Below are 19,386 nucleotides of genomic sequence, written 5' to 3'. Positions count from 1 at the left end.
CGGCGAGCTGCCCACCGGTCTCGGTGCTAACCGTGGTGATCCGGTACTTGCGCGGCTGCGCCATCGTGCCGTTCGGGTCGTAGTCAGCCCGCTGATCAAACCGGGTACCGCCGAACGTCACCGACGGCAGAGCGATTGACCCGCCGTTGGCCTTACCGGTATGGGTGATCGATGCCAGCCACAGCACCGGCGAGGTGCCGTTGCCGGTGGACGGAAACTGGTGGGTGAAATCCCACTGATCCACCGTGTTGTACGTCGTCCCCGACCCGGACCAGACCTGGGTGGTGACACCGGTCAGCCGACGGCTGGTCCAGAACGACGGCGACAGGTTCGAGCTGCACGGCGCGGCGGTGCAGTCAAGGTCCCACGGGGTGTCCGGCCAGTTCGCCGTCGTCGGGCTCGACGCCCACGTCGTGCCCGACCAACAGGAGGACAGGCACCGCTCCGCGTAAGAGAAGGTCACCTGCGCCGGCGGGGTCGTGGTGGCCAACTCACTGCCGGCGCGCATGCCGTACTCGACTCGCACCAGCCGCCCACCGCGGTCGTAGTCACTGACCGTCGAGGCGTTGCCGTTGAGCCCGACCTTGGCCCGCTCCCGGTCATAGAAGTAGGCCATCGAGTTGCCGTGGCGGTCCACCACATAGTCCAGGTTCCACCGCCACGCCTGATTGCAGTACGAGCTGGCGAACCCCGCCGTGGTGAAACACGGCTCGCCGGAGTGGTTGGCGAACACGGGCACCGTCCACTGCGACAGCGTCTCCCGCTTGCCAGACGTCCAGCTCGGCAGCCGCGAACGGCCGAAGAAGTACTGGGTGCCGTCGGTGGTCGTCACCTTCCAGTACTCATCATCCCCCGTGCCGGTGCGCACCGGCGCGGTAACGTTGACTGACTGGCCAGTCTTCCATCCGCCAATTCCATTGCCAGCGAGCAGGAACACGTCCTTGCTCGATGCCTGCCTCCACAGCACATCGGGCTTGCCGTCGCCGTCGAAGTCCCCACCGGAAAAGATGATGTCCGCCGACGCCGGCCCGGACGCGATCTGGGCCCCGGAGCCCGACAGCCAGCCCCCGGAACCGTTGCCCTTGTACAGGTACAGGTTGTGGGTGGAGGCGTTACGGGAGATCACGTCAGACTTCCCGTCGCCGTCGAAGTCGCCCGGGGAGAAGATCTGGTCCATACCGTTCCAGCCGGTACCGATCTGCACCGACGACCCGGTCTTCCAACCACCCGTCCCATTACCCGCGATCAGCCACATCGTGCCATCGGAGGCCTTACGCCACAGCAGATCCGGCTTGCCGTCACCGTCCCAGTCGCCTGGGGAGAAGATCGTCGCTGCAGAGGTGAAGCTGCCGATCTGTACCGCAGCACCGCCGTTGAGGAAGCCACCCGCTCCGTCGCCGCGGACCATGAACAACTTGCCGTCGCTGGACCGCCGATACAGCACGTCAGCCTTGCCGTCGCCGTTCCAATCCCCCGGCGAGAACATCAGATTCGCCGTTAACCAGTCCGCCGTGACCTTCTCCACCCGCAGGCCATCGTCATCCGCGGCGTGCCACGCCCCGGTCGCGTCGTCCGGCACCAGCTCGGTCGACTTGCCGCCCCACACCAGCCGCGCGTTCGGCAACCGCCAACACTGATCAGCAGTCGCATTGGTGTAGTACGGAGAGTTCGCGGTGTCATCGGCGCAGGTGCGGTACGACCGCTCGATGAAACCCGCCGAGAGGTCCCAGCCCTCGCCCACCGCGCCCGGCTGCACGTTCTTACCCGCCGTCTGTCCGTCCACCGCCCCCGACGAGTAGCCCAGCGAAATCTCCGGATCCAGCTCACCCGGCACGGGTGGCACGTCCATGTCATACGACCACGAGAACCCTGCCCCGGAGTTACCCGCTTGCCACTGGTAGGAGGCAGCGAAGGGTGTCTTGGTGAAATCACCCGTGTCCGACGACGCACCCGCTGCCATCACCGCGAACACATCGGGCTCCGCCGTCGGCACCCCGTCAAGCCGCGCCATCTTCCGCTCAACCGGATCCGATGTGACCAGCGCCTCCGGCCCCACATCAACCTGCGCCGACAACACCCCGGTGCGGTTGTTCACCGCAGAGGTGGAGACCAGAGTCGGATTCCCGCAGCCAGCCGCGCCAGGAGTGGTCCTCACACACGCCGGGAAACGGAACAACCGAAGACGCGACGCCCAGTCACCACCGAACGCCGCCGCGAACCCCGACGCGTCGACGTCGATCGACACCGGCCCAGGCGTGAGATCACCATCAACCCGGTACACCCGCAACAGAAGCCCAGCCACTCCAGCCTTCTGCGCCACCGCCCGATCCAGCACCTCCACCCGCACCCGCGCCGGCTGCGACACCCCCACATTTCGAGCCGCATCCAGCCCGCCGCGGCCCACCGAAACCGGACTCGCCCCCGCCCGTACCAGCCGACCCGCCACCCCACGCCCTGCCGCAGGAAGATCAACCACCACGGACGCCGCCGACGGCCACGACACCGACGGACGAGACCACACCGCCGTCTCCGACTGCGCCACTCCCGGACTACGCCGCTTCACCTCGCCGACCGGCACCGACGTCGCTTTCGAAGGCGTGCCACCCGGCCCGCCCTTGCTCGGTCCAGCGGAAGCCGGCGGCGCCCACAACAACGACGCCACCAAAGCCGACGACGTGACGCAGGCAAGCCATGACATGAGTACCCGACTGCGCGAGCGGGATCGCAGCGCGATGGATGCGGACGGGCGAGTAAACCGGGCGGGGGTGAACATCCAGCAACTCACGCAGGGAAGTCAGCTGATCTTACGAGCTTCGATCAACGGCACGCAAGATACGTAGCGCAGAAGAGCAGCTTCAGAAAGTAACTGGCGCGGGTTTCAACGAGCCGCAGGAGAGACGCCGCCCAGGGTTGGACCGGCATTCAGGGCGAACCAGACGCTGACAGAGGCCCCCTGCGGCCGACAGGCTTGCGGAATGCTCTTGGCACGATCCCGCGGCAGAGCCGTGACCAGGCCATCGACGCTCACCAATCACTATGGTTCGCGCACTGCCACCTATCGAAGCTGCCTTCCTGCACCCGAACCGCAAAAGCGCAGGTCAACAACGAGATCAAGCCATGGAGTGGGGCGGGCGGGACTCGAACCCGCGACCGAGGGATTATGAGTCCCCTGCTCTAACCCGCTGAGCTACCGCCCCGCTACCGCGCCGGATCGTAACCCGCCCAGCGGATCACCGGCCACCACCGAACGGGCCGGGCGTGATGATCGGCCCGACACGATGGGCAACGCGAGGATAACAGCGCGCAGCAGGCCGGCCACCGCTACCGCCCGCGGGCGAGGGGTCACCGCCCAGGGTCCAGCAAGGTGGCGGACAGCCAGGCGGTGACGGTGTTGCCGGTCTCCCGTACCGAGCGCACCATGCGGCTGAGGCGACCCACCTCCGGGGGCGGTGGCGGGATCGCGTCGTCGGGCCGGGCCGGCAGGGTGACGTGGCGGTCCGCGGCCACCGCCTGATCGACCACGGCGAGGTCCGGCACGGGTTCGAACAGGTTCGGCTCGACGTGTACGACGATGCCGTCGTGGCCGATGAGCCGGCGGGCCCCGTCGGGCCAGACGAGCAGGGCCGCGCAGTCGGCGTACCGGACGGTGGCCACGGCCTCACCGTCGGCGACGGTGACGCCGTCGTCCCCGACGATCAGCTGGCTGTGGTCGTCCCGCCCCTGGTGCGCCTTGCCTTCGACGGAGTCCTCGGAGAAGGTGGGCGCCGCGCTGAAGCCGGCCCAGTCGGCCCGGAGCCCGGCCGGCACCAGCAGCAGCGCGGAGGCCGCCGCCTCGCGGGCCACCTCCCGCAGGTCGTCGACGGTGACGGCGGCGAGTTCGGCCCTCAGCTCGTCGAGGTCGCGGACGGGCGCGCCGGTCAGCAGATCCCGGGCGCACTGCGGGAGCCGGTCGGCGTCCGCCTCGGGGTGGGCGAGCGCCTCGAGGCGCCGGGCCACCGCGACGTCCCGGTCGGCCCGCGCGATCCGGCCCACCCGGAGGGTGGCCAGCGTGTCGACGAAGCCGCCGAGCAGGGCGTCCTGCCGGTCCGGGGACGAGTCGGCAAACGCCCGCAGGCTCGCCGTCGCGTCGCCGAGCGGCTGATAGCCGGTGGCGACCTGATAGGACAGCCCTTCCTCCTGCCGCAGGGCGCGGAACAGCTCCCGTTCCAGCACGCCCGCGTAGACGACGGCGGCGGCCCGCCGCGCGACCACCGCGTCGAGGGCGACCAGCCCGGCCCCGTCCGAGAAGTACGCCGGTGTGTGCGGCAGTGCCGACGACGGCGTGGGCACGGGCCGCCGTTCGCCCTCGGGCAGCGGCAGCCGCAGCCCGCGCGGCACCTCGTCGCCGGTGAGGAAGAGGACCGCGTTGCCCCGGGTGAACCGGCTCGCGGCCCATTCCCGCACGTCGTCCCCGGTGATCCCGGGCAGGCCGTACTCGGGGTAGCTGACCAGCCCGTGGTCCCGCGCGCCGTGTCGCCACAGGGGCAGCCGGCCGAGGCTGCCGCGCGGCCGGCCGCTCTCCTCCACGCCGAGGATCTCGCGCTCCACGTCAATCCGGTCCGTGGGCGGTTCGCACAGGTTGCCGCAGACGGTGTTCAGGAACGCGACGACCTCCTCCGGGCCGCCACGTACCACGAAGCTGCTGAACAGCGCCTCGGTCATGCCGTTGGCGTCGTGGTCGAGCAGACCGAGCGGGGCGAGCGCCAGGTGCTCCAGCAGGTGGGTGACACCGCGCCGGGCCAGTGTCTCGTCGGCGACGCCGACCCGGAACACGAGCCCGGCCCGGACCGGCCCGGCCGCCGGCGCGAGCAGCGTGGGCACCCCGTCGACCTCGAGCTGCCGGATCACCGGTCCCCGCCCTTCGCGTACGCCTCCGTGCGGGCCTGCCCGAGGCGGGCCACCGGGTCGCCGAGGTAGCGGAAGACGGACGGGGTGCCGTACGGACCGAGGGCGTCGAACTGTTCCCGGGCCGCGCGGTGCTCGGCCATCAGGTGGAAGACCAACGCGAAGGTGCTCCGCACGCTCACCCAACCGACGGTGTGGGTGAAGTCGGGATGCCGCACGGACCGGTCGGCGGCGGCGTGAATCTCCTCGGCGACGTCCGGCGACCGCAGGTGGTCGCCGATGCCGCGCAGGTCGCCGTACTCCACGATCCGCTCCAGGTGGCCCTGCGCGACGAGGACCGCCTGCGGGGCGCCGGGCGGCGCCGCCTCGGTGCAGCTGCGGGCGAACGTGTCGACCGCCGACCAGTCGCCGCCCCACTTCGGGCAGAGTTGTTGCAGCAGTGCCAACTGCGCGGGCAGGTGGTGCGGCCGGTGCCGGGCGAGTCGCTGGTACCGGCGGCGGGCCTCCGCCTGCCCGAGTTCCAGCCCTCGCGCGGTGCTGATCCGCTGCGTCCAGGCCGTCACGTCGTCGGGCCACTGCGCGGTCACGTCGATCAGGATCTGTTCGGCGCGGCGCAAATGGTCGTGGAATCGACTGAACCGGTCGGAGCTGACCCGGTCGGCCGTCGCTCCCGTCCGGATCCGCCAGCCGGCCCGCACCAGGGCCGCGCCGAGCAGGGTACGGGCGAGCTGGCACTCCGGGTCCGCCCGCAGCCGCAGCTGCAGGAAGCTCTCCACCCCGCCCCACTCCCCCGCGACATCCGCCAGGTGGCTCGCGGTCGCGGCGTCCGCGTCGGCGAAGAGCGCCCGCAGCGCCGGCCAGTCGTGGTCGCGCAGCGCCACGCGCAGGGCCGCGACCTCGGGATAGGCGGCTTCCGGGTCACGGTTGAGCGGCGGCGGGAGGGGCACCGCCGGATCTTAGATGATCAACCCGCCGCTGGTTGTCCCGCTCAGCCCGCGGCGCGCAGCTCGGCCAGCACGACGCCGGCCGTGCGCCAGCCGCTGGCCAGCGCCCCCTGGATGGACGGGGTGTCCCGGTGGTCCCCGGCGACGAAGAGCCCGTCGCCGAGCGCGACCGGCTTGCGCAGCCGGCCCTGCGGGGGCGGCGCGGCGGGCAGCGCCGCCGGCACGGAGACGGTGGTGAGGTGCGTCCAGTCTGCGGTGGAGCGCCCGTAGAGCCGGTCCAGTTCGCGCCGGATCAGCGGCTCGGGCGGGGCCTGGGGGCCCACCACCGAGGTCGCCACCAGGTGCCGCCCGGCCGGCGCGTACGTGGGTGCGGCGTTGCTCGGCACCACCGTGTTCGCGACCATCTCCCGGCGATCCCCGTCGAGCAGCAGGATCGGCTCGGCCAGGGGTGGGGTGTCGGTGCTGTGGTAGTAGGTCGTGTAGCTGTGCATGCGTACCCGGTGGAGTCTGGGCAGCAGCGTGGTCGCCGCCGGCGGGTCCACCGCGACCACGACGGCGCGGCAGGCGAGGTCGCGGTCCCGGGTGCGGACCCGGCCGGGCGCGACCTCGGTGACGGCGGTGTGCAGCTCGATCAGGTCGGCCGGCAGCGGGTCGGCGATGGCCCGCGGCAGCGCGGCCATGCCCCGGGCGGGCAGGCCGATCCGGCCGCGGGCGAAGGCCCGCAGCAGCACCGCGAGCACGCGGCTGGAGGTCGCCAGCTCCCGGTCGAGGAGTACGCCGGACAGGAACGGCCGGAGCAGCTCCTCGATGATCGCGTCGGAGAGCCCGGCCCGGCGCAGCGCGGCCTCGCTGGTGGTCTCCGGCGCGGTGAGCAACCGGCCGACGGGCAGGGTGGCGCAGCCGGCGGCCAGGGCCGCGAAGCGCAGCCGGTCGAGGACCGAGCCGATCCCGGCGCTGACCGAGCCGACCGCCCCGGCCGGCTCGCGCAGCGGGTTGACCAGCCGCTCCAGGCGGTCGCCGCGCCGGACGAGCACGCCGGCGGTGAACCAGCCGAGGTCGAGCGCTTTGAGGTCGACCAGGCCGCCCAGCCGGGGGTAGGCGCTGTTGAGCACCTGGAAACCCCGATCCAGCAGGTAGCCGTCGACCTCGTCGGTGGCCACCCGACCGCCGAGCCGGTCGGCGGCCTCCAGCAGCCGCCACGGCACGCCGGCGCGGTGCAGCCGGCGGGCGGCGGCCAGGCCGGCCAGGCCGCCGCCGACGATCACGACGTCGGTCTCACCGGGCACGCGCCACCTCCGCGCCGGTCCGATCGCCGTCCCGCCGGGAGCGGGACAGCCGGCTGGGCCACCAGATCCGCGGCCCGATGTCGTACGCGAGCGCGGGCACCAGCAGCGACCGGACGACGACGGTGTCGAGCAGCACCCCGGCGGCGACGGCGACGCCCAGCTCGACGAGCACCACCAGCGGCAGCACGGCGAGCGCCGAGAACGTCGCGGCGAGCACGATGCCGGCGGAGGTGATCACGCCGCCGGTGACGGCGAGCCCGGTGAGCACGCCGGCCCGGGTGCCCCGCCGGATCGACTCCTCACGGACCCGGCTCATCAGGAAGATGTTGTAGTCGATGCCGAGGGCGACCAGGAAGACGAAGGCGAAGAGCGGGAACGACTGGTCGACGCCGGGGAAGTCGAGGACGTACCGGAAGATCAGCGCGCAGAGGCCGAGCGTCGCCAGAAACGACAGCACCACGGTGGCGATCAGCAGGACCGGGGCGACCAGGGCGCGCAGCAGCAGGGCCAGGATGACCGCGATGACCAGCAGCACCACCGGGATGATGACGTTGCGGTCCCGGGTGGCGGCGTCTGCGGTGTCCACGTTGATGGCGGTGAAGCCGCCGACGACGCTGTCGGAGCCGGGCACCCGGTGCACCGCCGCCCGCAGGTCGCGGATGGTCCGCTCGGCGCCGTTGCTGTCCGGCGGGTCGGCGAGCGTGACGTTGAGCTGCACCCGCCCGTCGACGACCTTGGGGGGCGCGTTCGGGTCCGGCGGCCCGGCCGCGCCCTGCGCGGTGAGGGGCAGGACCGAGGACACCCCGGGTACGCCCTGGGCCGCCTGGGCGACCTGCCGGGCGGCGGCCTGGTTGGTGAAGATGGTGGCCGGGCTGCCGGTGCCGGCCGGGTAGTGCCGGGCGATCACCTCCTGCCCGGCCACCGAGTCGGTGCGGTTGGTGAACAGGTCGGACTGGCCGAGGGTGGTGGCGCCGAGCTGGGTGACCCCGACGGCGAGCGCGGCCAGGACGACCGCGGTGACCAGCCAGACGGTCCGGGCCCGCCGGGCCACGAAGCCCGCGATCCGCCCCCAGACGCCGTGCTCGGTCTGCGGGTCGGCGTGGTCGAAGCGGGGCCGGCGCGGCCAGAACGCCCACCGCCCGCCGAGCAGCAGCAGGGCCGGCAGGAAGGTGAGCATCACCAGCAGAGTGGCGGCGATGCCGACGGCGGCGACCGGGCCGAGCGCCCGGTTGGAGTTGAGGCTGGACAGCAGCAGGCAGAGCAGGCTGACGATGACCGTGGCGCCGGAGGCGAAGATGGCCGGGGCGGCTCCCCGCCAGGCGGTGCGGATCGCGTCCCGCGGCCGCTCGTGCCGGTGCAGTTCCTCGCGGTAGCGGGCGATGAGCAGCAGCGCGTAGTCGGTGCCGGCGCCGAAGACCAGCACGGTGAGGATGCCCTGCGCCTGCCCGTTGAGCTTGATCACGTCGTTGTCGGCGAGGTGGTAGACGACGAGCGAGGCCAACCCGTACGACATGCCGGCGGCGAGCAGCGGGAAGATCCAGAGCACCGGGCTGCGGTACACGATCAGCAGGATGATCAGGACCACGACCAGGGTGACCAGCAGTAGCGGCCCGTCGATGGCGGTGAAGACCTGGATCAGGTCGGCGAGCAGCCCCGCCGGTCCGGCCACGTCGACGGTGAGCCCGTCCCGGTTCGTACCGGCGATCTCCCGCAGTTTGTCGACGACCGCGCGGATCTGCTCGCCCTCGGAGCTGTCGATCGGGACGATCACCTGCACCGCCTGGCGGTCCTCGCTGACGATCGGCGGCGGCAGCGGGCCGACCACGCCCGGGACCTGGGCGAAGCGGGCGGCGTCGGCCTGGACGCGCTGCTGGTCGGCGGGGGTGATGCCGGCGGTGCGCTCGTAGACGACGAGCGCCGGGGTGGTCTCCCGCTCGACGAAGCCGGCGGAGAGGTCCTGGGCCCGGGTCGCCTCGGCGTCGGCCGGCAGGAAGGAGGCGTTGTCGTTGGTGGCGACGTCGCCGAGCTTTCCGGAGTAGGGCCCGGCGATCCCGCCGATCACCAGCCAGGCCAGTACGACCGCCAGCGCGATCAGCGTGGCCGTCCAGCGGTTCCGTCCTCCGGCCATCTCCACCCAACCTTGAATCGACGCACGAATCGACGCATTGGGAGTCTAAGTCGACAGCGACCATCCTGCCGGGCGGACGGGCGCCCCGGGGCGGAAACCGCCCCCGGACGACACCGGGGCGGACAACGCGAAACGCCCGCCGGCGTGGCCGACGGGCGTCCTGTGAAGCGAAGCTCCCCCGATTGGACTCGAACCAATAACCTGCCGGTTAACAGCCGGCTGCTCTGCCAATTGAGCTACAGGGGACCGTGCACCGCTCGGCTGCCGGATCTCTCCGCGCCGTGCGACGGGGACAAGAGTACAGGACATCGGGGGGTGGCGCGCCAGGGGGATACCCGATCGGCCGGGAGGTTCCGGCAGCGGCGACCGGCCCGCCAGAAATTCAGGCAAATCGTCATCTCGGCACATGGAGGCATGAGCAGAGAGCAGGATGGGTAGTTAGCCGCCGACAGAGGACGCAGGCGCGAGATGGTCGCTCCCGCCGGGAAACACCCGGTGGGGACGGCGGCGCGTCAGGTACGAAAGGAGCCGCCATGCGCGGAAAGATCATGTTCCTTGGCGGGCTGGCTGCGGGATTCGTCCTGGGCGCCCGTGCCGGCCGGGAGAAGTACGAGGAACTGGTGGTCCGGGGCCGCAAGGTGCTCGACCACCCCACCGTCCAGGAGGCGGCGGGGGTCGCGCAGGCCCAGGCGACCCGGCTCTACGCCGAGGGCAAGGACAAGCTGGGGCAGACCAAGCTCGGCGAGAAGCTGGGCAGCGGCAACGGCAGCAAGCCGGGGCTGACCGCGGCCGACAAGCCGTTCGCCGGCACGCCGGCGTCGGTCGGTGCCAAGTCCGGCTCGACCGGCACCGGCTCCACCAGCGCGACCGGCTCGACCACCACCAGCACGAGCACCAAGTCGTCCGGCACGAGCACCAACGGCAGCACCCTCTGACACATCCGGCAGCGGGCCGGTCGCCATCGGGCGGCCGGCCCGCTGCCGTCTGTCCGCCAAAGCAGGCCCGCGATCCTTCTCCCACCGGACCAGCGCGCGAAGAGCCCAGGCCCGCACCCGATCTGGCGCAAGCGTCGCGGCGAAGCCGACCGCAGACCACCGAGCCGGAGACTACAAACTTGATGACGCAGGTGGATCGCCGCCGCCCGGCCAGGCGGCCCGGTCAGGCGGCCGGCCAAGCGGACAGCGGCCCGGCGACCAGCCGGCCGAGCGGATCGGTGCCGCCGACCGCTGGTCGACCGGCCAGGCCGCTGGTCGACCAGCGGGCCGGACCGATCGATGCCACCGGCGGCGAATCGTTCACGTCATCAAGCTCGTAGCGGGTGGCAAGGTCAGTCCCGGCCGCTGCTGAAGGCGGCGTCGAAGGCGGCCGCCGGGGCGTCGAAGGCGAGCCGGCGGACGAACTGGAGCGCCTCGGGCGCGCCGACCAACCGGTCCATCCCGGCGTCCTCCCACTCGATCGAGATCGGGCCGTCGTAGCCGATCGCGTTCAACGCGCGGAAGCAGTCCTCCCACGGCACGTCCCCGTGGCCCGTGGAGACGAAATCCCAGCCACGCCGCAGGTCCGCCCAGGGCAGGTGGGAGGAGAGCCGCCCGCGGCGGCCGTCGCCGGTGCGGACCTTCGCGTCCTTGCAGTCGACGTGGTAGATCCGGTCGGCGAAGTCGAAGATGAAGTTGACCGGGTCCAGCTCCTGCCAGACGAAGTGCGACGGGTCCCAGTTCAGCCCGAACGCGGGCCGGTGACCGATCGCCTCCAGGGCCCGCCTGGTGGTCCAGTAGTCGTACGCGATCTCGCTCGGGTGCACCTCGTGGGCGAAGCGGACGCCCACCTCGTCGAAGACGTCGAGGATCGGGTTCCACCGGTCGGCGAAGTCCTGGTAGCCGCGCTCGATCATCGCCGGCGGCACCGGCGGGAACATGGCCAGGGTGTGCCAGATCGACGAGCCGGTGAAGCCGACGACAGTCCGTACGCCGAGCTTCGCCGCCGCCCGCGCGGTGTCCTTCATCTCCTCGGCGGCGCGGCGGCGGACGCCCTCCGGCTCACCGTCGCCCCAGATCCGGGCCGGGAGGATGTCCCGGTGCCGCTCGTCGATCGGGTGGTCGCAGACCGCCTGGCCGACCAGGTGGTTGGAGATGGCGAAGACCTTCAGGTTGTGCTTGGCGAGGGTGGCCCGCTTCCGGTCCACGTACGAGTCGTCGGCGAGCGCCTTGTCGACCTCGAAGTGATCGCCCCAGCAGGCGATCTCCAGCCCGTCGTACCCCCACTCGGCGGCCAGCCGGCAGACCTCGTCGAACGGAAGATCGGCCCACTGGCCGGTGAAGAGCGTGATGGGTCGCGCCATAGTCCTTCTCCCCTGTCGTGATGGGGGATTCCGTAGCGGACCGGGGCGAGGGCGACCGGGTGCGGGGCGACCCGTCGGAGCACCGGTGGGCGCGGTCGCGCCTGAGCCCGTCGGGTTGCGCCTCCCGGCGGGTCACCGGCCACCTCGCGGTCGCCGCCCCCACTCTACGGTCGACCGGGGCCGGCACGGAAGGGCTCAGTGCCGGCGGTGGGCGGCCCGGACGGTCAGCTCGGCCAACGCCGACCGTGCCGGCTCGACCAGCGGCAGCCGGTCCAGCGCCGCGCGGGCCTCCTCGACCCGGGCCCGGATCATCCCCTCGACCCGCTCCCGCGCGCCGGTGGCCTCGATGATCCCGCGGACCTCGGCGGCGCCCGTCTGGTCCAGGCCCGGGTCGCCGACCAGCGCTCGCAGCCGGGCCGCCCGTCCCGGTCCGGCCTCGGCCCGGGCCAGCGCCAGCAGCACCGTCGACTTCCCCTCGCGCAGGTCGTCCAGGTTGGACTTGCCGGTGACCGCCGGGTCGCCGAAGACGCCGAGCAGATCGTCGCGGAGCTGGAACGCCTCGCCCAGCGGGTCGCCGAAGTCCGCGAGCGCCGCCACCACGTCCGGGTCGGCACCGGCGAGGACGGCGCCGATCTGCACCGGTCGGGTCACCGTGTAGCGGGCCGTCTTCAACCGGATCACGGTGAGGGCGTCGGCCACCGAGCCCGCGCCGGCCGCGCCCACCACGTCCAGGTACTCCCCCGCGATCACCTCGGCGCGCATCCGGGCGAAGAGGGCGTACCCCCGGCGGATCCGCTCCTGGTCGAGGCCGCAGCCGTGGAACATCTGCCCGGACCAGGCGGCGCAGAGGTCGCCGCAGAGCAGCGCCGCGTCCCGGCCGTACGCCTCGGGATCGCCGTGCCACCCGGAGCGGGCGTGCAGGTCAGCGAAGATCCGGTGCACCGAGGGCTGCCCGCGCCGGCGGTCGCTGCCGTCGAGGATGTCGTCGTGGATCAACGCGAAGGCGTGGAACAGTTCCAGCGCCGCCGCCGCGACCACGATCGGCGGGCCGTCGAGGCCGCCCGAGCCCCGCCAGCCCCAGTAGCAGAAGAGCGGCCGCAGCCGCTTGCCGCCGGCGAGGACGAACTGCCGGAGCACGGCGTGGACGACCAGGCTGCCGTCGTCCGACCGGCCGGGCCGCCGCTCCCGCAGGAACGCGGCGAGCGCGGCGTCGAAGCGGTCCCGCAGCAGCGTCGGGTCGGTCGGTGCGACGGTGAGGGTCATGGCGCCTCCCGGGCGGGCGCGCGTCGCGGGCGGCGGCCGGTCGGTATCCATGGTTGACAATACCTCGCGGGCCGGGCACACCCGGTCGGCGCCGGTGCGGCCGGGGAATCCCGGTCCGGCCGCACCGGACAGCCGTACTGGTCGTGCCGGCCGGGTACGCCGGCGGCACGCCCCCCCGGGTCGACCTCGTTCCCGCCGCGGGGCGCAACCGCGGCGGGCCCTCGCCGGTCGACTCCGGAAAGCCGGTCGGGCGGCGCCGAGCGCCGCGGAAGGGGTGTTAACAGGGGGCCCCGCCTATACCGAATGCGTTAGGAAGGGGCCCTTCCTTACACGGCCAGTTCGGCCGGCGCGGGCTCCACCTCCGTCCACGCGGCCAGGTCCGCCGAGCGGGTCACCGCGTCCAGCACGAGCTGGACCTGCAACGCGTCGGCGAACGACGGCGTCGGGTCGGTGCCGGTGGCGACCGCCTCGACGAAGTCGCGCATCTCGTGGGTGAAGGAGTGCTCGTAGCCGATGATGTGGCCGGGCGGCCACCAGGCCGACATGTACGGGTGCTCCGCCTCGGTCACCAGGATCCGGGTGAAGCCCTGCTCGGCCGCGGGCCGGGTGGCGTCGTAGAACTCCAGCTCGTTCAGGCGTTCCAGGTCGAACACCAGGCTGCCGAGCGAACCGTTGATCTCCACGCGGAGGGCGTTCTTGCGGCCGGTGGCGAACCGGCTCGCCTCGTACGTGGCCAGCGCGCCCCCGTCGAGCCGGGCCAGGAAGACCGCCGCGTCGTCCACGGTGACCCGGCCCATCGCCTGGCCGTTGCCCTCGACCTGCGCGGCCAGGCCGCTCGATCCGGCCGGCAGCGGCCGTTCCCGGACGAAGGTCTCGGTCGCCGCGCTGACCCCGGTGATCAGCTGCCCGGTGACGAACTGGGTGAGGTCGATGATGTGCGCGCCGATGTCACCCAGCGCGCCGGAGCCCGCCCTGTCCTTCTGCAACCGCCAGACCAGCGGGAACTGCGGGTCGACGATCCAGTCCTGCAGGTACACCGCCCGGACGTGCCGGATCTCGCCGAGCCGCCCGTCGGCGACGAGCTGCCGCATCATGCTGACCGCGGGCACCCGGCGGTAGTTGAACCCGCACATCGCGCGTACCCCGGTGGTCCGGGCGTGGGCGGCGGCCGCCGCCATCTCCCGGGCCTCCGCCACGGTGTTCGCGAGGGGCTTCTCGCAGAGCACGTGCTTGCCCGCCGCCAACGCGGCGAGCGCGATCTCGTGGTGGCTGTCCCCGGGTGTGCAGATGTCGACCACGTCGATCTCGTCGGACTCGACCAGCCGGCGCCAGTCCGTGGTGTGCCCCGCCCAGCCGAGCCGGTCGGCGGCCTCGGCCACCTTCCCGCCGTCCCGGCCGCAGATGAGCGCCATCCGGACCTGCGCCGGCAGGTCGTAGACCCGGTTCACGGTGCGCCACGCCTGGGAGTGCGCGGCGCCCATGAACGCGTAGCCGACCATGCCGACCCGCAGGAGGTTGTCGTGAGTGGACAAGGTGGGTCTCTCCCCCCGGTTGTGTCAGAACCCGAGCTTCAGGTAGTCGCTCGCGTTCTCCTTGGTGATCGTCTCGGAGGCGAGCACGATCTCCTTCGGAACCTGCAGCTCCACCAGGTCGGACATGCCCTTCCCCTGGCCGATCAGGCGGGCCAGGGAGATGGCCGACGAGGCCATCGACGGGCTGTAGGTGACGGTCGCCTTCAGGACGGTGTTGTCGGCCTTGATGTCCTCCATGGCCTTCTTCGAGCCGGCGCCGCCGACCATGAGGAACTCCTTGCGGTTGGCCTGGTTGACCGCGGCGAGGACGCCGATGCCCTGGTCGTCGTCGTGGTTCCAGACCGCGTCGATCCGGGGCAGCGCCTGGAACAGGCCGGTGGCCGCCTGCTGCCCGGAGTCGGCGGTGAACTCCGCCGCCCGGCGGTTGGCCACCTTCAGCCCGTACTGGGCGAGGGTGTCGGCGAAACCCTTCGAGCGTTCCTGGGTCAACTCCAGGGAGTCGATGCCGGCGATCTCGCCGATGACCGGATTGCTGACCCCCTTGGCCTTGAGCTGCTCGGCGATGAAGGTGGCGGCGGCCACCCCCATGCCGTAGTTGTCGCCCTTGATCTGCAACCGGTACGCCTTGGCGTCGGGGAAGGCCCGGTCCAGGTTGACCACCGGGATGCCGGCCTTCATCGCCTCCAGGCCGAACGCGTTGAGCTCCTTGCCGTCGTGCGGCAGCAGCACGATCACGTCGGGCTTCTGGGAGAGCAGGGTGGACAGCGCCGCGCGCTGGGCCGCCGCGTCCGCGCCGGCCTCCACCGACTTGAGCTCCACGTCCGGGTACGCGCCGGCCTGCGCCTTGGCGTTGTTGGTGATGGCGGCGATCCAGCCGTGGTCGGCGGCCGGGGCGGAGAAGCCGATCGTCACCTTTTTGCCCGGCTCGTTGTTGCCGCCGGTGGCCGCCGCCTTGGTCTGCGCGGCGGTGGGGGCCTGCTCGTTGCTGGTGCAGCCGGCGAGCAGTGCGCCGGCGCCGAGCGCGGCCCCGCCGAAGAGCAGCCGGCGGCGCGACAGGTCGCGACCCTGCGTTGTCATGACGGCCTCCTGGATGAGGTGGGAAGCGGGTTTTCGGGTGCGGCGGGCCGGACCACCGTCGGTGCGACGGCGGCCTGGCGGGACGCGATGGGATCAGGTGGTGGTGGCCCGGTTACGGGCGAGGAACTGCGTGAGACTGCCGAACTGCACCTGCTGGACGAGGACGGCGGCGACGATGATGCCGCCCTTGACCATGTTCTGGGCCTCGGTGGAGAGGCCGTTGATGGCGAAGAGGTTGGTGATGGTGGAGAAGATGACCACCCCGAGCAGGGAACCGATGATGGTGCCCCGCCCGCCGCTGAGCAGCGTGCCGCCGATGATCGCGGCGGCGATCGCGTCCAGCTCGTAGAGGTTCGCCATCGCCGCCTGGGCGGAGGTGGCCTGCGCGGTCAGCATGATCGCGGCGATGCCGCAGCAGAGGCCGGAGAGCGCGTAGAGCAGCAGCGTGTGCCGGCGGACGTTGATGCCGGCGAGCCGGGCCGCCTCCGGGTTGCCGCCGACCGCCACGGTGCGGCCGAAGGTGGTCCGGTTCAGCAGCACCCAGCCGGCGAGCACCACCGCGGCGAGGATGTAGACCAGCAGCGGGATGCCGAGCACGTCGGTGCTGGCGATGCCGTTGATGAACTGGTTGTTCGAGACCTGGGTCTGCTTGTCGGAGATCTCGGCGGCGAGACCGCGGGCGGCCACCATCATGGCCAGGGTGGCGATGAACGGCACCAGCCGCCCGTACGAGATGAGCAGGCCGTTGACCACGCCGACGGCCAGCCCGACGGTCAACGCGCTGAAGATCATGCCGCCGGCGCCGTAGCTCTGGGTGGCGACCGTGGTGCACCAGACCCCGGCGAGCGCGACGATCGCACCGACCGACAGGTCGATGCCGCCGCCGATGATCACGAAGGTCATCCCGACGGTGACCACGCCGACCACCGAGGCGAGCTTGAGGATGGTGAGCGTGTTGCCCCACACCCAGCTCGCGTCGCCGTAGAGGTCGGGTCGGGTGAGGACGCCGATCACGACCAGCACCGCCAGGGTGGCCAGCAGGCCCAGGTTGCGCTTGGCGCCCTCCCCGCCGTCGCCGCGCCACCAGGAGAGCCGGGCCTTCGCCGTACCGGCCGGGTCGGCCGGCGGCGACTGGGCGGGCAGCGTGGTCGGAGTGGTCTCGGTCATGCCGGCGCGCCTTCCATCAGGGACCCCGCCATGACGAGGTCGAGCACGGTGTTCTCGTCGAGGTCGCCCGCCGGGGCCTCCCGGACCACCCGGCCCTCCCGCATCACCAGCACCCGGTCGGCCAGGCCGAGCACCTCAGGTACCTCGCTGGAGACCAGCAGCACCCCGACGCCGCGCGCGGCCAGTTCCCGGACCACCTGGTAGAGCTCGGCCCGGGCGCCCACGTCGACGCCCCGGGTCGGTTCGTCGAGCAGCAGCAGCCGGGTGTCCCCGAGCAGCCACCGGCCGACCACCACCTTCTGCTGGTTGCCGCCGGAGAGGGTGCGCACCGGCCGGCGTACGTCGCGGGGGCGCAGGTCGAGCGCCGCGGCCATCCGCCCCGCCGCGGCGCGTTCCCGGCCGGCGTCGGTGAAGCCGAGGCGGGCGTACCGGCCGAAGGTGGCCAGCGTGACGTTGCGGTAGATCGGCTCGCCGAGCAGCAGCGCCTGGCTCTTGCGCTCCTCCGGGGCCATGCCCATGCCGGCTTTCACGGCCGCGCCCACGCTGCCCGGGCGCAGCGTGCGGCCGCCCATCCGGACCGTGCCGGCCTGCGACCGCCGCGCGCCGTAGATGGTCTCCAGCAGCTCCGACCGGCCGGAGCCGACCAGGCCGGCGATGCCGACGATCTCCCCGGCGCGCACGGTCAGCGAGACGTCGGCGAACTCGCCGTGCCGGGTCAGCCCGTCGACCCGCAGCAGCTCCGGCCGGGGCGGCGCGTCGGCCGGGCGGTCGGGGAAGACGTACTCGATGGTCCGGCCGGTCATCCGGGCGACCAGATCGCGGGTCGGGGTGTCGCGGGCCGGCAGGTTCGCCGCGGTGGTCCGACCGTCCTTGAGTACGGTGACCCGGTCGCCGATCTCGCGGATCTCCTCGAGCCGGTGTGAGATGTAGATGACCGCGATGCCCTGCGCGGTGAGTTCCCGGATGATCCGGAACAGGTTGCCCACCTCGTCGTGGGCGAGCACGGCGCTCGGCTCGTCCATGATGATCAGTCGGGCCTCGTGGGAGAGCGCCCGGGCCATGCTGACGATCTGCTTGCCCGCGGCGGGCAGGTGCCGGACCAGCCGGCCGGGCGGGATCTCCGGGTGGCCGAGCCGGGCCAGGATCTGCCGGGTCCGCCGGGCCGTGTGGCCGCGGCGGACGAAGCCGAGCCGCCCCGGTTCGTGGCCGAGGAAGGCGTTCTCCGCCACCGACAGGTCCTCGACCAGGTCGAGTTCCTGGTAGATGGTGGCGATGCCGGCCCGCATCGCGGCCTGCGGGTTGGCGAACGCGGCGGGCCGGCCGCGCCACTCCAGCTCGCCGGAGTCCGGGCGGTGCACCCCGGCGAGCACCTTGATCAGGGTGGACTTGCCGGCGCCGTTCTGCCCGAGCAGGCAGTGCACCTCGCCGGCGCGCACCTCCAGCTGCACCCCGTCCAGTGCCCGTACCCCGGGGAAGGTCTTGACCACGTCGGTGAGGCGCAGGACCACCTCGCCGGCGACGGCGTCGGCGGGGGCGCTCATGACGCCTCCACGAAGGCCAGCTCGCTGGCGAGCACGGCGGCGCCGGCGACGCCGGCGCGCGGGCCCAGCTCGGAGAGGACGACCGGCAGGTTGCCGGTGGCCAGTGGCAGCGAGCGGCGGTAGACCACGCTGCGGATCTCGGCGAGCAGGATGTGGCCGAGCTGGGCCAGCCCGCCGCCGATCACGATCATCGACGGGTTGGTGAAGCTGACCAGCCCGGCCAGCACGCTGCCCACCCGGCGGCCGCCGTCGCGGATCAGCTGGATGCAGGTGACGTCCCCCTCGGCCGCCCCCTGCGCCACGTCCAGGGCGGTCACCGCGCCGCGGCCCGCCAGCCGCTCGGCGAGCGCCGGGGAGACCTCGGCGCGGGCCGCGGCGGTGGCCTCCCGGGCCAGCGCGGCGCCGCTGAAGACGGCTTCCAGGCAGCCGAGGTTCCCGCAGGAGCACATCGGACCGTTCGGGTCGACCTGGATGTGGCCGATGTCGCCGGCGCATCCGTCGGTGCCCCGGTAGACCTCGCCGTTGAGGTAGATGCCGCAGCCGATGCCGGTGCCGATCTTGATGAAGAGGAAGTTGTCCACCGAGTGGGCGACCCCGCCGTGCCGCTCGCCGACCGCCATGATGTTCACGTCGTTGTCGACCACCGCCGGGCAGCCGTGCTCCCGGGTGAGCAGCTCGCGGACGGGGAAGCGGTCCCACCCGGGCATGATCGGCGGCGAGACCGGCACCCCGTCCCGGAAGCTCACCGGCCCCGGCACGCCGATGCCCACCGCGTCGAGCCGCTCATACGCCCCGTCCACCCGGGCCTTGTGCAGCAGCTCGTTGACCCGCTGCAGGGTCACCTTCGGCCCGGAGCGGATGTCCGCGGGCTCGGTGTACGCGGCCACCGGTTCCAGCCGGCCGTTCACCACCTCGACGTCGATCGAGCTGGCGCCCAGGTCCACCGCGGCGAAGCGCAGGCGCGGGCTCAACTCGACCAGCGTGGAGCGCCGGCCGCCCCGGGAGGCGGCCAGGCCGGCCTCGGCGACGTAGCCGAGGCCGACCAGGCGTTCCAGCTCGGCGAGCAGGCGCGGGCGGGGCATCTGCAACCGGTCGCCGAGCTCGGCGCGGGAGACCGGGCCCTCGTCCCGGAGCAGTCGCAGGAGCCGTACGTGCAGGGGGTCGACCGTCCGCACCGGGACTCACCTCCGCATCGGAGCCGGTCACATCGACGCGATGGCGATGTG

14 protein-coding genes and 2 tRNA genes are annotated in these 19,386 nt (G+C 72.4%); 1 reads left to right on the top strand and 15 read right to left on the bottom strand.

The genetic code is table 11. The features are described 5' to 3' along the window. From EFE23_RS19920 to EFE23_RS19890, 7 genes are all read right to left on the bottom strand, one after another. Window positions 1–2,347 (bottom strand): FG-GAP repeat domain-containing protein (locus EFE23_RS19920; protein WP_163599754.1); only part of this gene is annotated, 2,347 nt, incomplete at its 3' end. 776 nt (window positions 2,348–3,123) lie between these two features. Continuing rightward, window positions 3,124–3,197 (bottom strand) — tRNA-Ile (locus EFE23_RS19915). 145 nt (window positions 3,198–3,342) lie between these two features. Further along, on the bottom strand, window positions 3,343–4,887 hold the full coding sequence (locus EFE23_RS19910; protein WP_123242455.1) for a peptidase M16 family protein: 1,545 nt from the start codon (window positions 4,885–4,887) through the stop codon (window positions 3,343–3,345). Beyond that, window positions 4,884–5,831: a tetratricopeptide repeat protein gene (locus tag EFE23_RS29040; RefSeq protein ID WP_123242454.1), complete on the bottom strand. Its 948-nt coding sequence runs from the start codon at window positions 5,829–5,831 to the stop codon at window positions 4,884–4,886. The genes EFE23_RS19910 and EFE23_RS29040 overlap by 4 nt, the downstream gene beginning before the upstream one ends. A gap of 41 nt (window positions 5,832–5,872) precedes the next feature. After that, complete coding sequence (locus tag EFE23_RS19900; protein WP_123242453.1) at window positions 5,873–7,114, bottom strand: NAD(P)/FAD-dependent oxidoreductase; 1,242 nt, start codon at window positions 7,112–7,114, stop codon at window positions 5,873–5,875. Beyond that, window positions 7,104–9,242 carry an MMPL family transporter gene (locus EFE23_RS19895; protein WP_123242452.1) on the bottom strand — a complete coding sequence of 713 codons (2,139 nt, stop codon included), beginning with the start codon at window positions 9,240–9,242 and terminating at the stop codon, window positions 7,104–7,106. The genes EFE23_RS19900 and EFE23_RS19895 overlap by 11 nt, the downstream gene beginning before the upstream one ends. Window positions 9,243–9,415: 173 nt before the next feature. Continuing rightward, a tRNA-Asn gene (locus EFE23_RS19890) sits at window positions 9,416–9,488 on the bottom strand. A 287-nt stretch (window positions 9,489–9,775) separates the two neighbouring features. Here EFE23_RS19890 and EFE23_RS19885 point away from each other — a divergent pair. Beyond that, on the top strand, window positions 9,776–10,177 hold the full coding sequence (locus EFE23_RS19885) for a hypothetical protein (RefSeq protein ID WP_123242451.1): 402 nt from the start codon (window positions 9,776–9,778) through the stop codon (window positions 10,175–10,177). Window positions 10,178–10,400: 223 nt separating this feature from the next. On the opposite strand, the gene EFE23_RS28240 is transcribed toward EFE23_RS19885, so the two are convergent. The 8 genes from EFE23_RS28240 to EFE23_RS19850 all read right to left on the bottom strand — a co-directional run bounded on the left by EFE23_RS28240 (window position 10,401) and on the right by EFE23_RS19850 (window position 19,335). Beyond that, entirely contained in the window at window positions 10,401–10,541 is a 141-nt protein-coding gene (locus tag EFE23_RS28240; protein WP_158675890.1) for a hypothetical protein, read from the bottom strand. Between the two features lie 28 nt (window positions 10,542–10,569). Beyond that, entirely contained in the window at window positions 10,570–11,580 is a 1,011-nt protein-coding gene (locus EFE23_RS19880) for a sugar phosphate isomerase/epimerase family protein (protein ID WP_123242450.1), read from the bottom strand. 195 nt (window positions 11,581–11,775) lie between these two features. Continuing rightward, a complete protein-coding gene (locus EFE23_RS19875) occupies window positions 11,776–12,843 on the bottom strand; it encodes a polyprenyl synthetase family protein (protein WP_123242449.1) in 1,068 nt (355 codons plus the stop codon). Window positions 12,844–13,169: 326 nt separating this feature from the next. Next, on the bottom strand, window positions 13,170–14,375 hold the full coding sequence (locus tag EFE23_RS19870; RefSeq protein ID WP_123242448.1) for a Gfo/Idh/MocA family protein: 1,206 nt from the start codon (window positions 14,373–14,375) through the stop codon (window positions 13,170–13,172). 24 nt (window positions 14,376–14,399) lie between these two features. Further along, window positions 14,400–15,452: a substrate-binding domain-containing protein gene (locus EFE23_RS19865; protein ID WP_123242447.1), complete on the bottom strand. Its 1,053-nt coding sequence runs from the start codon at window positions 15,450–15,452 to the stop codon at window positions 14,400–14,402. 93 nt (window positions 15,453–15,545) lie between these two features. Then, window positions 15,546–16,619, bottom strand: coding sequence for an ABC transporter permease (locus tag EFE23_RS19860; RefSeq protein WP_123242446.1), 1,074 nt, complete (start codon window positions 16,617–16,619; stop codon window positions 15,546–15,548). After that, entirely contained in the window at window positions 16,616–18,160 is a 1,545-nt protein-coding gene (locus tag EFE23_RS19855) for a sugar ABC transporter ATP-binding protein (RefSeq protein ID WP_123242445.1), read from the bottom strand. Before EFE23_RS19855 ends, EFE23_RS19860 begins: the two co-directional genes overlap by 4 nt. After that, window positions 18,157–19,335 (bottom strand): ROK family protein, encoded by a 1,179-nt coding sequence (locus EFE23_RS19850; RefSeq protein ID WP_123242444.1) that lies wholly within the window; start codon window positions 19,333–19,335, stop codon window positions 18,157–18,159. The genes EFE23_RS19855 and EFE23_RS19850 overlap by 4 nt, the downstream gene beginning before the upstream one ends. Window positions 19,336–19,386: the final 51 nt, after the last annotated feature.

Source organism: Micromonospora solifontis, assembly GCF_003725545.1.
Classification (GTDB): Bacteria; Actinomycetota; Actinomycetes; order Mycobacteriales; family Micromonosporaceae; genus Micromonospora; species Micromonospora solifontis.
This window is presented reverse-complemented; position numbering and strand designations above follow the sequence as displayed.